Below are 13,600 nucleotides of genomic sequence, written 5' to 3' on the forward strand. Positions count from 1 at the left end.
CGTCCCGGGTTGCTTCCTTTTACCGGCGCTACAACTCCTTGCGCATGTGCACGGCGTGCCGGCCGTCGATCGCCTCCCGGCCGGTCTCACGGTAGCCCAGCGAGGCGTACAGCCCGATGTTGGACTCCATCTTCTCGTTCGTGTAGAGCCGCAGCGCGGGCAGCCCCAGTGACCGGGCACGGAACTCCGCGAACGCCATGAGACGCCGGCCCAGCCCCCGCCCCTGGCGGTCGGGCCGTACGGCGACGTTCTCGACCAGCAGCACGTCCTCGGAGGCGTCGAGCACGATCACCGCGTCGATCCCGCCGTTCTCCAGCACGTGGACGCGACCCTGGGCGATGAGCTCTCCGTAGTCGGCGCCGAGCGGAAGCGGTTTCGCGCCGATCACCCGCACCCACGGCTCGTACGCCGCCTGGACGATCGCCTCCACCGCCGCACGGTCGGCGGATTCGGCCAGCCTGATCCCCATGCCCTCAGTAAACCGCCCGATTCGCCTCGATCATCCCGTGTTCTGAAGCCCGGCAGCCACGCCGGCGGCGGAGAGCAGCAGGAGATCCTCGACCTTCTCTCGCTGGGCGTCGTCCTCGATTCCCGCCCGGAGCTCCTGCAACGCGCGCAGCTGGAGGTGGGACAGGGCGTCGACGTACGGGTTGCGCAGCTCGACCGCGCGGGACAGCACCTTGCGGTCCTCCAGCAGCCGGGTGTGCCCCGTGACCTGCAGAACCAGGGACTGCGTGCGGTCGTACTCCTCCAGCACCGCCGAGGCCAGATCCGGCCGGTCGCCGAGGGCCAGGTAGCGCTCCGCGATCGCCCGGTCGGTTTTGGCCAGGCTCATCTCGACGTTGTCCAGCAGCGCGGCGAACAGCGGCCAGGAGCGGTACGCCTCGCGCAGCTCACCGAGGTCGTCCACGGCCGCGAGACCGCTGCCCAGGCCGTACCAGCCGGGCAGGTTGACCCGCGTCTGCGTCCAGGAGAACACCCACGGGATGGCCCGCAGGTCATCGAGCGAGGCGGTCGCCTTGCGCCGCGACGGACGCGAGCCGAGCCGCAGGTTGCCGATCTCGTGCAACGGGCTGACCTCGGCGAACCAGCCGGCGAAGCCCTCGGCCTCGGTCAGCGAGCGGTAGGTGCGCTCGGCCGCCACGCTGATCCGGTCGGCCAGCGGCCGGAACCGCTCGGCCGCGGCGAGCGCGCGCTCCTCGATCCCCGGGGTCGAGGCGAACAGGACCGCGCTGGTCACCTGCTCGACGTGGCGCCGGGCGATCTCCTTGTGGCCGTACCGCGCGAAGATCACCTCGCCCTGCTCGGTCACCTTGAACCGGCCGGCCACCGAGCCGGGCGCCTGGGCGAGTACGGCGCGGCCCGCCGGGCCGCCGCCGCGCCCGAGCGCGCCGCCGCGGCCGTGGAAGAGCGTCAGCCGGATGTCGTGACGCGCCGCCCAGGACGCCAGCGCGGCCTGCGTGTCGTACAGCTTCAGCGTCGCGGTGGTCGGGCCGAGCTGCTTGGCCGAGTCGGAGTAGCCGAGCATGACCTCCAGGCGGCGGCCGGTCTCCAGGAGCCGCCGGCGTACGGGCGCCAGGCGCAGCATGCCGTCCAGCACGGCCGGGGAGCGGTCGAGGTCCTCCCCGGTCTCGAAGAGGGGCACGACGTCGAGCACCGGCGGCCGTCCGCCGAGGGCCGCGTGCTCCGCCAGCTCGTAGACGGTCTCGATGTCCTCGGCCGTACGGGTGAAGGAGATGACGTAGCGGCGGCAGGCGTCGGCGCCGAAGCGCTCCTGCACCCAGGCGATGACCCGCAGGGTGTCGAGGACCTCCTCGGTCTGCTCGCTCAGCTCACCGCCCGCGCGGATCTCGGCGAGGGCCATCTCGTGCACGCCGGAGTGCTGGCGGACCTCCAGTTCGGCGAGGTGGAAGCCGAACGTCTCGACCTGCCAGATCAGGTGCTGCAGCTCGCCGTACGCCTGACGGGGCGCGCCGGCCTCCACCAGGGAGTCCTGGATGATCCGCAGGTCGGCGAGCAGGTCGGCCGGGCCGTCGTAGGCCAGGTCGGCGTCGCGCCGCCGGGTCGCCTCGACGCGCTCGGCGGCGTACAGGAGGAGCTGGCGGTGCGGTTCGCCCGGAGATCGCTTGGCGATGCCGGCGATCAGGTCGGGCTGGGCCGCGCGGGCTCCGGCCAGCGCGCCGCGCAGGGCCGCCGACGGCGGGGTCGTGCTCTCGTGCGCCGTGAGCGTACGGCCGACGCGCGTGCAGGCCAGGCCGAGCGCGCGCAGGATGTGGTCGGCCTGGACGCCGATCGCCTCCCGGGTGACCTGGGCGGTGACGTACGGGTTGCCGTCGCGGTCGCCGCCGATCCAGCTCCCGAAGCGGAGGTAGGCGTGGGCCAGCGGCGGGCGCGCGCCCGTGCCGGGGGCCAGCGCGGTGTCGAGCGAGCGGTAGATCGTCGGCACCACGCGGAACAGCGTCTCGTCGAAGATCGCCATCGCCGTACGGACCTCGTCGAGCGGGTCCGGCTTGGTGCGGCGCAGCTGAGAGGTGCGCCACAGCAGGTCGATCTCCTCCAGGAGCCGCCGCGTGATCTCCTCCCGCTCGCCGCTGCCGGCGCGGGCGTCGTCCAGGTCGGTGAGCAGCGCGCTGATCCGCAGGATCGCGGTGACCACGGCGCGGCGGCGTGCCTCGGTCGGGTGCGCGGTGAAGACGGGGCGCAGCTCGAGGTCCTCGAGCAGCTCCTTGATCCGCTCGTCGCCGATCTCGCGCACCGCGGCGCCGACGGACTCGCGCTGGGGCTCGCCGCCGGTGTCCCGCTCTCGGAGCGTACGGATGCGCTGGTGTTCTTCGGCGAGGTTGGTCAGGTGGAAGTAGACGGTGAACGCGCGCGCGACGAGCTCGGCGCGGTCGAGTGGCCAGCCGCTGACGATCGCGGCGACGTCGTCGACGTCTTTCTCGTCCCGGCGGGTCGCGATGACCGCGTGCCGCAGGGACTCGACGTCGTCCAACAGGTCCTGGCCGCCGTACTCGACCAGGACCTGGCCGAGGAGGGAGCTCAGGAGGCGGACATCGCCGCGCAGCGGCTCGGGCATCTGCTGCCGAGCGGAGTTTCGGGTCGACACGCGATTCAGCGTAGTCAGTGCCCGTGCCCTTGCTGGAAGCCCCGTCTCGCCAAGTGAGATCACCCCGTCTGCGGCACGCGTGCCGCGGCTGGCTAGTCTGGCGGCATGGCCACGCAAGCCCCTGAGCCGCTGCCGTCCGACGAGATCGACATCCACACGACTGCCGGAAAGATCGCTGATCTGGAGCGACGCCGGTACGAGGCCGTGCACGCCGGGTCCGCGCGTGCGGTCGAGAAACAGCACGCCAAGGGCAAGATGACGGCCCGGGAGCGGATCGACGCGTTCCTGGACGAGGGCTCGTTCGTCGAGTTCGACGAGATGGCCCGCCATCGCGCGCACGGCTTCGGCGTGGAGAAGAACCGCCCCTACGGCGACGGCGTGGTGACCGGGCACGGCACCGTCGACGGCCGGCCGGTCGCGGTCTTCTCCCAGGACTTCACCGTCGCGGGCGGCTCGCTCGGCGAGGTGTTCGGCGAGAAGATCATCAAGGTCATGGACCACGCGCTGACCACCGGCTGCCCGGTCGTCGGCATCAACGACTCCGGCGGCGCGCGCATCCAGGAGGGTGTCGTCGCGCTCGGCCTGTACGCCGAGATCTTCAAGCGCAACACCCACTCCTCGGGCGTCATCCCGCAGATCTCGCTCATCATGGGCCCGGCGGCCGGCGGCGCGGTGTACTCCCCCGCCCTCACCGACTTCGTCGTCATGGTCGACCAGACCTCGCACATGTTCATCACCGGGCCGGACGTGATCAAGACGGTCACCGGCGAGGAGGTGTCGTTCGAGGACCTCGGCGGCGCGCACTCCCACAACACCAAGTCCGGGGTCGCGCACTACCAGGCGCCGGACGAGCAGGACGCGATCGACTACGTCAGGGCGCTGCTGTCCTACCTGCCCTCGAACAACATGTCGGACGCGCCGGTGTACGACACGCCCGCGCCGCTGGAGGTCATCGACGACGACCTCGCGCTGGACACGCTCATCCCGGACTCCCCGAACCAGCCCTACGACATGCAGACCGTCATCCAGCACGTGCTCGATGACGGGGAGTTCCTCGAGGTGCATCCGCTGTTCGCGCCCAACATCGTGTGCGGCTTCGGCCGTGTCGAGGGCCGCTCGGTCGGGATCGTGGCCAACCAGCCGATGCGGTTCGCCGGCACGCTCGACATCGACGCCTCCGAGAAGGCCGCCCGGTTCGTCCGTACGTGCGACGCCTTCAACGTCCCGGTGCTGACCTTCGTGGACGTGCCCGGGTTCCTGCCCGGCACCGACCAGGAGTGGAACGGCATCATCCGGCGCGGGGCCAAGCTGCTCTACGCGTACGCCGAGGCGACGGTGCCGCTCGTCACGGTGATCACCCGCAAGGCGTACGGCGGGGCGTACGACGTCATGGGCTCCAAGCACCTCGGCGCGGACGTCAACCTCGCCTGGCCGACCGCGCAGATCGCCGTGATGGGGGCCCAGGGCGCGGTCAACATCCTGTACCGCCGCGAGCTGGCCGACGCCGACGACCCGGACGCCCGGCGCGCGGAGCTCGTCACCGAGTACGAGGACACGCTCGCGAACCCCTACATCGCCGCCGACCGCGGTTACGTCGACGCGGTGATCAAGCCGTCGGAGACCCGTACCCAGATCGTCAAGGCACTTCGCGCACTCCGTGAGAAGCGCAAGACGTTGCCGCCGAAGAAGCACGGGAACATTCCTCTGTGACACGTCGGCGACGGAGGTCTTCGAGATGAGCGAGCAGCGGTTCCTGCAGGTCGTGCACGGCGACCCGACGCCGGAGGAGATCGCGGCCCTGGTCGCGGTGCTCACCGCGCGGGCGCATGCCGCCGCCGCGCCCGAGCCCGGCAGGCGCCGTTCGGCCTGGTCAGACACTGCGCGGCGGCTCCGCAAGCCGCTGCCGCACGGCCCCGGCGCCTGGCGGACCTCCTCGCTTCCCTGACTTCTCTTCGTGGTTATCCGCTCACAACCTGTCTCCGGGTGGATAGAGTCCGGCGTTTGTGGGGAGTAGCCGACGAGCGTCCGGCGGCCGGATCGCCGTGCCGTTGGCGCTCGCGTCCCTTCTCACCGGTCTCGGGGGCTGCCGTTCACCGGTTCCGTTCCGCGGACGGCCCGGTCCCGACTCGCCGGTCTCGGCGCTCGGAGCGCCGGAGCCCTACCTCCGCCCGTCCCGTACGCCGCCGGTGGTCGACCAGCGCGGCGACCTGCCCGACACTCCGCCCGACGTCTACGCCGCCACGCAGGCGGGCATGTTCGGCCCGGCAGTCCGTGGCCTGCCCGGCCGGGTGTACGTCCCGGACTCCGGCGGCGCGGCCGTCGACGTGGTGGACACCACGAGCTACCACGTGCTCCGCCGCATCCCGGTCGGGCGCGCGCCGCGGCAGGTCGTGCCGTCGTGGGACCTGAAGACGCTGTGGGTCACCTCGCGGCGGAGCCTCGTGCCTCTCGATCCGCGGACCGGTGAGGCGGGCCGCAGGGTGCCGGTCGCCGCGCCGTCGGACCTGTACTTCTCGGTCGACGGCCGCGCGGCGCTTCTCCTGGACTCCCGGCGCGGCCGCATCCAGATCCGCGACCCGGCGACGATGCGCTACCGGTCGACCGTACGCGTGCCGTGCTCGGGCCTGACCCGGGCCGACTTCTCCGCGACGGGCGACACGATGGTCGTGGGCTGCGCGTCGGGCCTGGTCGCCCGTGTGGACGTGGCCGGCCACCGTTCGACGGGAACCCTCCGGCTGGCCGCCGGCGCGCGACCTCAGGACGTACGCCTGTCACCGGACGGCACGACCTTCTACGTCGCGGACCGCGGCCGGGGCGGGGTGTGGCTGGTCGACGCCCAGCGGTTCCGCAAGACCGGTTTCATCCGTACGGGCCGGGGCGCGCACGGCCTGTACCCCAGCCGCGACGCCGGGATCCTCTATGTCACGAACGGCGGCGAACGTACGGTGTCGCTGGTGTCCTTCTCCCTGCGCCGCCAGATCGGCCGCTGGAGGGTGCCGGCCGCCCCAGACGCCGGAGGCGTGTCGGCGACGGGCCGCGTGTTCTGGCTCTCGTCCCGCGCGGGCGACGCGGTGTACGCCATCTCGACGCGGACGGGCCACGTGATCAGGAAGGTACGGACCGGCCCGGGCCCCCGCGGCCTGTGCGTCCACCCGCAGCCCGGCCGCTTCTCCCTGGGCAACACGGGCAACTATCGCTAGAGCTCCGTTTCGGGTACCAGGTCGCGCTGATACCAGGTGCCCGGCTTACCGCCGAGGTACGCCGGGAAAGCGCAGCTGCCGGCCTCCTGCTCGGCCGGCAAGGCGCTGTGCTCCCCCTCTACTTTCAACGTATAGCGGGCACCGGGGCTTGCGGCAAGACCCGGCTCGTGCTGCAGAATCTGCGGCCGAAGCCGGAAGCCCGGGGGGGGGTTCTCATGATCGACGTGATCATTGCCGGGGGCGGGCCGACCGGGGTGATGCTGGCGTGCGAGCTGCGGCTGCACGGCGTGCGGGTGCTCGTGCTGGAGAAGGAGGCGGAGCCGACCAAGGTCGTTCGCGCGCTCGGCCTGCACGCGCGCAGTATCGAGGTGATGGATCAGCGTGGGCTGCTGGAGCGGTTCCTCCCGCTCGGCACCCGGTATCCGGTCGGCGGTTTCGCCGGCATCAGGAAACCGCCGCCGGACCGGCTGGACACCGCGCACCCGTACATCCTGGGCATCCCGCAGACCACCGTCGAACGCCTGCTCATCGAGCGCGCCGCCGAACTCGGCGTCGAGATCCGGTACTCCTGCGAGCTGACCGGGCTGGACCAGGACGATGAGGGGGTGACCGCCGAGCTGGCCGACGGCACGCGGCTCCGCTCGCGCCACCTCGTCGGCTGCGACGGCGGCCGCAGCACGGTGCGCGGGCTGCTCGGCACCGGCTTCCCCGGCGAGCCCTCCAGGACCGACACGCTGCTGGGCGAGGTGGAGCTGACCACGCCGCCGGAGACGCTGGAGGCCGTGGTGGCCGAGGTCCGCAAGACCCACAAGCGGTTCGGCGCGATGCCCCTCGGGGACGGGGTGTACCGCGTCGGCGCGCCCGCCGAAGGGGTGGCCGAGGACCGTACGGTCCCGCCGACCCTGGACGAGCTCAGACGGCAGGTGCGCAAGCTCGCGGGCACCGACTTCGGCGCGCACTCGCCGCGCTGGCTGTCCCGGTTCGGCGACGCCACCCGGCTGGCCGAGCGCTACCGGACCGGCCGGGTGCTGCTGGCCGGCGACGCGGCGCACATCCACCCGCCGGTCGGCGGGCAGGGCCTCAACCTCGGCATCCAGGACGCGTTCAACCTGGGCTGGAAGCTGGCCGCCGAGGTGAACGGCTGGGCTCCGGAGGGGCTGCTGGACGGCTACCACACCGAGCGGCACCCGGTCGCCGCCGACGTGCTGGACAACACCCGGGCGCAGATGCAGCTGCTGTCCGTCGAGCCGGGTCCGCAGGCGGTACGCCGGCTGGTGTCGGAGCTGATGGACTTCGAGGACGTGACCCGGTACCTCGTCGAGAAGGTCACCGCGATCGGGGTCCGCTATGACTTCGGCTCAGGACACGAACTGCTGGGCCGGCGGCTACGGGACGTACGGCTGAGCCGGGGGCGCCTCTACGAGCTGACGCACTACGGCCGCGGGCTGCTGCTCGACCAGACCGGCCGGCTCTCGGTCGCGGGCTGGGCGGACCGGGTCGACCACGTCGTCGACGTCAGCGAGGAGCTGGACGTGCCCGCGGCGCTGCTGCGGCCGGACGGCCACGTGGCGTGGACCGGCGACGACCAGGCGGACCTGCTCGGCCGGCTGCCCCGGTGGTTCGGCGCGCCCGCCGGCTGAACGCGCGGTCAGCCGGCGTGGCCGCCGGCGGCGACGCCGCGCCACTGCGGGAGGAGCTCCTCGACCAGGGCCTCGGTCTCCGGCTGCATCTGGTCGATGTACGGGTCGGACTCGACGCGCTCGCGCAGCTCCTCCACGACCTCGCGGACCTGGGCCGCGTCTCCCGTGGCGTGCGTGGCCCTCAGCAGGTCGCGCCACAGGCCCTCGTCGGCCGTGGCCAGGCGCAGGCCGGCGCGGGCGGCCGTCACGCCGCCCCTCGCGTCGCCCTCGTCCAGGCGCATCAGGACCAGGCGGTGGGCCACGTCCGCGACCCGGGCGGTCGCCTCGTACTCGAAGTCCTCCATCGCCAGCCAGCCGTACCGGCCACGCGGGCGGCCGTCCATCAGGCGTCCGCGTACGAGTTCGAGCGCGTAGGTCATGTACGCCATCTCCGAGGCCGGCTCGGCCGCGGACCGCCAGAGGAGCCAGCGGAAGATCTCCCAGTCGACGCGTACCTCCGAGCCGAGCCGGATGCGGCCGCGCTCGTCGTAGTAGAGGTTCGGGCGTCCGCGCGAGTCGCGGCCCAGCCAGTCGGCCACGCGCGCCACGGTCGCGTCGCGGACGCTCGCCGACACGCCGCGTGGCCACACCGCGCCGCCGAGGACGGTCGGGTGCACGCCCTCGCTGTGCGTCGCGAGGTACACCAGCACCTCGGTGCACAGCGCGCGGCGGCTCTCGTCCACGGTCTCAGGCGCGTCGACCTCGACGGCGCCGAGCAGCCGGATGTCGACGGACGGCTGCGTGTCGGCCCCGGGCGGCGTGACGAGCGGCTCGTCCTGCCGGTCGTCGTACGGGACTCCCTCGGTGCGCCCGGCGGTGCGGAACAGCTCGACGACCGCGCGGTAGTGCTGCTCGGGTACGAGCTGCGCGTCGACGTCGAAGCCGAGCACGCCCGCGCGCAGGTGGGCGTCGGCGGTGACGTCCCAGGTCCAGGTCGCCCCGGGCGTATCGCCGGCGACGATGTAGCCGGAGGCCATGCGCCGGCCCGTACGCGCGAGCGCGACGAGCCGGTCGGCCTCCTCCGGCGCGGGCGGGTCGGCCATGATCAGGTAGTGCGGCATCCACGCCTCGCCGAACACCCCGCGGCAGCGGCCGGTCAGCACCGAGTCGACGCCCGAGGCCGCGAGCGCCTGGCGTACCTCCTCGCTGCGCGCCTCCAGCTCCGGCAGCGCCTCGGCGAGCGACCCGACGACGCGGATCCGGTCCGGGGCGACGAGCGCCAGCTCCTCGTCGAAGCCGACCAGCGTGATCCGCATGTGGTCCGACCAGCGGTTGGTGGCCAGTTCGACCACGACCGCGGCGAGCACCGCGCGGCGTACGTCATCCGGGCCGTGCAGCGCGATCAGGCCGTGCGCCGCCTCGAGGTCGACCAGGATGCGGCCGGTGTCGTTGGTGCCGATCGAGACCAGGCCCGGGTACGGCGCGAGCACGTCGGTGAAGTCGCCGGTGTTCATGCCGTCGAGCGCGGTCGTCTCCAGCCGCCACACCTGCCCGTTGTCGTACTCCTGCCAGGGCGCGGGCGGGTTACGGTCGGCCGGCGCGATCCACAGGTCGAGGCTGTCGGCGCCGAGGTGCACGCCGTAGACCGTCGGGAGCGTACGGCCGTCGGCGGCCAGGGCCTGGGAGAGCTGCCGGAGCCCGAGGTCGAGCAGACGCGTCGCGTCGGTGTCGGCGCCGATGCGCAGGGCCTGTTCGGCCATCGCGGCGTCGCCGTCCGGGCGGGCGATCATGGTGCCGAACGCGCGGCGCCAGAGCTGTTCGCGCCGCCTGCGGCCGAGCCCGGCGAGCAGGCCGGCGGCCAGCAGCGACGCCACGGCGAGCTCCTGCGGCCAGCCGAACGCGGGCCCGTGGGCGGGCTCCTGCTGCTGAGGCTCCTGGTGTTGCGGTTCCTGCTGCTGGGGCTCCTGGTGTTGCGGTGGCTGTTGTACGGGCGGCTGCTGGACAGGGGGTTGCTGGACGGGGGGTTGCTGGACAGGGGCGTCCGGCGCGGGCACGTCCGGCCCCTCGTCGATCGGCGGGCGGCCGGCCTCCTTGTCGGCCTGGTCGTCACGCGCCTCCTGCTGGGCGGCGTGCCGCGCGGCCTCGACCGCCTGCTGCTCGGTGTTGACCTGCCCTTGGTGGTGGACGCCGCCCGGCACATCCGAGTGCGGGACGCCGTGCTCGTGCCGCCCGTCGTGGGGGCCCTTGTCGATGATCTCCACGTGCGTGGCGTCGGCGGGCATGTCGAGGACCCAGCCGGGGCGGATCAGGCTCGCCATCGTGAGACGGGTGCCGTCGGGCTGGAGCTTGCCCTTGTTGAGGGAGTAGATCTCCCGGTAGCGGCGGCCGTCGCCCAGACACTTCTCCGCGATCTCCCAGAGGCTCTCGTGGTGCCGCCCGGCCGGCGGCCGTACGCGGTAGATCTTCCGTACCGCGTTCTTCTCCATGAGGGTCGGGTTGTCGGGGCTCTCCTGCCGCTGGGCGGTGGGCTCGGCCACCCGCGTGACCTCACGGTGCTCGGGAGGGTTCACCCGCTGCTGGATGTGGGTCGAGCGCACCCCCGTGATCACCGGCATGACCGCCGTCGTGGCGGTGAACAGCAACAGCGCCGCGACGACGAGCCGGTGCGCGAGCGCCTGCGGCCCCCCGGCGAGCGGCACCCGCGCGGGCACACCGACACCACGGATCCCGGCGTACGCCTCGACGAGCACGCAGGCGGCCAGTTGGGCCCAGGCCAGCCAGACGATGATCACCAGGACGTGGAGCAGCGCCGTGGTGTCGAGCCGCTGGGTGAGCGTCTCGGTGGAGGGGAACTTGTGCGGTATCGGCGAGCCGAAGAAGGTCAGCAGCGCGAACGGCACGCCGAGCAGCAACGCGGCGAGCGCGGCGAGCGCGAGAACACCGGCGAGGACGTCGCCTGCGCTCCGCCCGCGGTCGATGCGTACCGGAGGCCGCTGGATGGAACTCATCGGCCGCGCGACGTCAGCGCCCTGGCTTGCGCGCCGGGCGGAGTACGCCGCTCCCTCCCCGCTATCTCGGTGACGGTCGGCGAAGCGTCGAGCGGCCGCCGGGACGAGCCGGCCCGCCGCCCTCCGCGAAGGTGACCCAGCAGAAGGCGATCGGTCGTCGCGCCGAGCGCCTCGGGCAGAGCGGAAGCCGCGCCGTACGCCTCAGGCACCGGAAGCCCGCCGACCGAGCCCGCGCACGTGGAGACCGGCGCGGCGTCCCCGGCCTGGCCCGCGTCGTCAGACCATGCCGAGGCCTCGGACGTGGCGTAGGCCGGGCCCACCGGCGTGACGGTGCCGCGGGACGCGGGAGTGACCTCAGCCGGGCCAGGCGAAACGCCCGCCGACTCCCGCCGCGCCGCAGCCGACACGCCGGCGCCCCAGACCCGCTCCGCGCCGCCGAACGACGCCGGGGCCGTGTCCCGGGCACCGAGCCATCCCGGGGGCACGGAAGTGGCCTCGACCGAGCCTGGCAGGACTCGGGTCGTCGGCCTCCCGGCCGTGACGCCCGCCTGGCCCGCCGAGGAGTCGGCACCGAGGCCCGCCGGGCTCAGCAGGACGCGCGCCAGGGACCTTCGGTTCTGGATCGGCGTGCCACCGCTTCGCGGCCGGACGGTCATGGCGGGGTCGGTCACGGCTGCTTCGGGGGCGGCCAGGCCGTCGAGCCACGCTGAGGACCCGGCCGGGAGGGCGACGGCATCGCCGCCGGGCGGGCGGTGACCGCGTGAGGTGACCGGCCGGGTGGCCGGCCGGCGTACCGCGAACCTCAACCTGCTCACTCCTCTGCGTAGGACCGGGGTGGTGCCGTGCCGCTCACGGGCGGCGGGTGTCAGATCCCCTCCTGCGGATGGGCCGATGCCGATGAGGACATTGTCATGTCCGAGAAGCCGAAAGCGCTAAGCAGTTGGAACTTCACGTGGATCTGCACGATTACGCGCGCGGACTCACCACCTGCGGTGTCGCACTGGATCGGGCCACTCACCTCGGGATACTTCGAGGCGAGCAGCCGCGCCCGCCGGCACGGGGCGCTGGAGGCCAGAATGCGCGCCTTGCCGGTCCGCCGCAGGTACGCGACGTCGATGGTGTCCGCGGCGGCCCGCGCCGCCTGTTCGGCGATGTCGGCGGCTCGCTGGCGGGCGTGGATGGTCAGGCCGCCGTCGACGAGCAGCCCGGCCAGGATCAGCACGAACATCGCGAAGATCGTTGTGAACAGCGCGACCGTGCCGCGGTCGCGGTGCGGCCGCCTCACCCGATCCTCCTCAGGGTGTCGATCGGCGCCGTCGCCGTACCCCTCATGGTCTTGGTCGGGCTGAAGTCGATGAGGGACAGGCCGGCCAGGTCGATCTCGCAGCTGACCGCCACCGTCACCTGGCCGCCCTGGCGCCACTGCGAGAAGTCGACGGAGGTGCCGGGCTGCCTGCGGCACCACTTGCGGCCGCTCAGCGTCTGCTGGGCCGCGCTCCTGGCGGCCGCGTCGGCGCCCGCCCGCGTACGGCCGAGAGAGGCGGCGCGTGCGGCGTCGCGTGCGGCGCCGTCGACCTGGCTCTGCGCCTCGACCACGCGGCCCAGGCCGACCATCACCATCATGAAGGCCACGAGCAGCGGCGTCAGCAGCGCCAGTTCGAGCGCCATCGTCCCCTTGTCGCCGCGTCTCATGGCCGGCCCGCGCAGGTCTCGCCGGTGCCGACGTCGGGCCGGTAGCACTCGATCGGGCCGCCGGAGTGCTCGCTGACGTGGAACTTGAAGAACGGCACGATCGGGATGGCGTAGCCGCCGACGGTGACGCCGCGCTGGTTCGCGTCGCCGTCCGGCACGGCCTCGACCTTCGTGAGGAGCTGAGGACCGATCTTGTTGACGTACTCGACCCCTTCCGACCGCGCCGCCGAACGCCAGTCGCCGGTGCGCTGCTCGCGGGCGACGCGTGCGGCCGCCTGGGCGGCGGCGAGCGCGACGTGGCGCGCGTGGAAGACGAGGGCGAACTGGACGACGAACAGGATGACGAGCAGCAGGATCGGCGTCAGCAACGCGAGCTCGAGCGTGTTGGCGCCGCGGTCCGGGCGACGGCTCGTACGGAGCGCGAGCCCCTTCGCGCCGCGCCCGGCATGAGCGTACGGACGGCAGGCCATACGGCCCCCCGACTCGCCGCACATTGATGTCACGTCAAATCCTACGAAGCAATTTCAACACCTGTCAACCATTATCCAATGGCCTTACATCAGCATCTGGCGACACTTCCGCCTCCCCGGGCCGCCATTTTCGGGTGTCCCAATAGGGAAATAGAGACTGGGATAGAACGCGCAGACATCCAGGTCCGGCGGGCGGCGATCCCGGCCACGCCCGGTCCGGGAGTCCGGTCAATTGGCGAATGTGATCAGTTCCCGGGCCCGTTGTCCACGTTGATTTTGTTCGCCGCGGCGGTGACCCGCCGGTAGATGACCCAGCCCACGGTTATCGCGATGAGGGCGAGAATCCCGGTGATGATGGCCCACTCGATCGCCGACGCGCCGCGCGACCGGTCGGTCTCGTGGCGCAGCCGGTGAATGCGCGTCTCGACATACGACCGGACGTACGCGACGACCGGGTCGTTCATCGGGTTCAGCCACTGCATGGTGTACCTCGCAGTCGGATTTG

General features: G+C 72.5%; 12 protein-coding genes. 4 read left to right on the forward strand and 8 right to left on the reverse strand.

What is annotated here, in order from left to right; translation table 11 throughout:
- Nucleotides 1-28: 28 nt before the first annotated feature.
- Both QWU11_RS31070 and QWU11_RS31075 read right to left on the reverse strand, forming a co-directional pair.
- Nucleotides 29-469, reverse strand: a complete 441-nt coding sequence (locus QWU11_RS31070; protein ID WP_290118022.1) for a GNAT family N-acetyltransferase — start codon at nucleotides 467-469, stop codon at nucleotides 29-31.
- Nucleotides 470-499: 30 nt separating this feature from the next.
- Nucleotides 500-3,076 (reverse strand): phosphoenolpyruvate carboxylase, encoded by a 2,577-nt coding sequence (locus QWU11_RS31075; protein WP_290118192.1) that lies wholly within the window; start codon nucleotides 3,074-3,076, stop codon nucleotides 500-502.
- Between the two features lie 135 nt (nucleotides 3,077-3,211).
- Between QWU11_RS31075 and QWU11_RS31080 the strand changes: the two genes are divergently transcribed.
- The 4 genes from QWU11_RS31080 to rox all read left to right on the forward strand — a co-directional run bounded on the left by QWU11_RS31080 (nucleotide 3,212) and on the right by rox (nucleotide 7,946).
- On the forward strand, nucleotides 3,212-4,816 hold the full coding sequence (locus tag QWU11_RS31080) for an acyl-CoA carboxylase subunit beta (protein ID WP_290118023.1): 1,605 nt from the start codon (nucleotides 3,212-3,214) through the stop codon (nucleotides 4,814-4,816).
- A 25-nt stretch (nucleotides 4,817-4,841) separates the two neighbouring features.
- The gene (locus QWU11_RS31085) at nucleotides 4,842-5,051 is read left to right on the forward strand and encodes an acyl-CoA carboxylase subunit epsilon (RefSeq protein ID WP_290118024.1); all 210 of its coding nucleotides are present in this window, start codon (nucleotides 4,842-4,844) and stop codon (nucleotides 5,049-5,051) included.
- A 58-nt stretch (nucleotides 5,052-5,109) separates the two neighbouring features.
- The gene (locus QWU11_RS31090) at nucleotides 5,110-6,306 is read left to right on the forward strand and encodes a YncE family protein (protein WP_290118025.1); all 1,197 of its coding nucleotides are present in this window, start codon (nucleotides 5,110-5,112) and stop codon (nucleotides 6,304-6,306) included.
- Between the two features lie 215 nt (nucleotides 6,307-6,521).
- A complete protein-coding gene (gene rox, locus QWU11_RS31095; RefSeq protein ID WP_290118026.1) occupies nucleotides 6,522-7,946 on the forward strand; it encodes a rifampin monooxygenase in 1,425 nt (474 codons plus the stop codon).
- 8 nt (nucleotides 7,947-7,954) lie between these two features.
- On the opposite strand, the gene QWU11_RS31100 is transcribed toward rox, so the two are convergent.
- From QWU11_RS31100 to QWU11_RS31125, 6 genes are all read right to left on the reverse strand, one after another.
- Entirely contained in the window at nucleotides 7,955-10,933 is a 2,979-nt protein-coding gene (locus tag QWU11_RS31100; protein WP_290118027.1) for a bacterial transcriptional activator domain-containing protein, read from the reverse strand.
- Nucleotides 10,930-11,739: a hypothetical protein gene (locus tag QWU11_RS31105; RefSeq protein WP_290118028.1), complete on the reverse strand. Its 810-nt coding sequence runs from the start codon at nucleotides 11,737-11,739 to the stop codon at nucleotides 10,930-10,932. The genes QWU11_RS31100 and QWU11_RS31105 overlap by 4 nt, the downstream gene beginning before the upstream one ends.
- 59 nt (nucleotides 11,740-11,798) lie before the next feature.
- Nucleotides 11,799-12,218: a pilus assembly protein TadG-related protein gene (locus tag QWU11_RS31110; RefSeq protein WP_290118029.1), complete on the reverse strand. Its 420-nt coding sequence runs from the start codon at nucleotides 12,216-12,218 to the stop codon at nucleotides 11,799-11,801.
- Entirely contained in the window at nucleotides 12,215-12,625 is a 411-nt protein-coding gene (locus tag QWU11_RS31115) for a TadE/TadG family type IV pilus assembly protein (RefSeq protein WP_290118030.1), read from the reverse strand. Before QWU11_RS31115 ends, QWU11_RS31110 begins: the two co-directional genes overlap by 4 nt.
- Entirely contained in the window at nucleotides 12,622-13,095 is a 474-nt protein-coding gene (locus QWU11_RS31120) for a TadE/TadG family type IV pilus assembly protein (protein WP_290118031.1), read from the reverse strand. Before QWU11_RS31120 ends, QWU11_RS31115 begins: the two co-directional genes overlap by 4 nt.
- A gap of 245 nt (nucleotides 13,096-13,340) precedes the next feature.
- Entirely contained in the window at nucleotides 13,341-13,577 is a 237-nt protein-coding gene (locus tag QWU11_RS31125) for a hypothetical protein (RefSeq protein WP_290118032.1), read from the reverse strand.
- Between the last annotated feature and the right edge of the window lie 23 nt (nucleotides 13,578-13,600).

Source organism: Actinomadura sp. DC4, from assembly GCF_030406325.1.
GTDB lineage: Bacteria > Actinomycetota > Actinomycetes > Streptosporangiales > Streptosporangiaceae > Actinoallomurus.

Excerpts from the sequence above, each read along its gene's own strand:
- QWU11_RS31070 (WP_290118022.1), bottom strand. The coding sequence starts at position 469 with ATGGGGATCAGGCTGGCCGAATCCGCCGACCGTGCGGCGGTGGAGGCG.
- QWU11_RS31075 (WP_290118192.1), bottom strand. The coding sequence starts at position 3,076 with ATGCCCGAGCCGCTGCGCGGCGATGTCCGCCTCCTGAGCTCCCTCCTC.
- QWU11_RS31080 (WP_290118023.1), top strand. The coding sequence starts at position 3,212 with ATGGCCACGCAAGCCCCTGAGCCGCTGCCGTCCGACGAGATCGACATC.
- QWU11_RS31085 (WP_290118024.1), top strand. The coding sequence starts at position 4,842 with ATGAGCGAGCAGCGGTTCCTGCAGGTCGTGCACGGCGACCCGACGCCG.
- rox (WP_290118026.1), top strand. The coding sequence starts at position 6,522 with ATGATCGACGTGATCATTGCCGGGGGCGGGCCGACCGGGGTGATGCTG.
- QWU11_RS31100 (WP_290118027.1), bottom strand. The coding sequence starts at position 10,933 with ATGAGTTCCATCCAGCGGCCTCCGGTACGCATCGACCGCGGGCGGAGC.
- QWU11_RS31115 (WP_290118030.1), bottom strand. The coding sequence starts at position 12,625 with ATGAGACGCGGCGACAAGGGGACGATGGCGCTCGAACTGGCGCTGCTG.
- QWU11_RS31120 (WP_290118031.1), bottom strand. The coding sequence starts at position 13,095 with ATGGCCTGCCGTCCGTACGCTCATGCCGGGCGCGGCGCGAAGGGGCTC.
- QWU11_RS31125 (WP_290118032.1), bottom strand. The coding sequence starts at position 13,577 with ATGCAGTGGCTGAACCCGATGAACGACCCGGTCGTCGCGTACGTCCGG.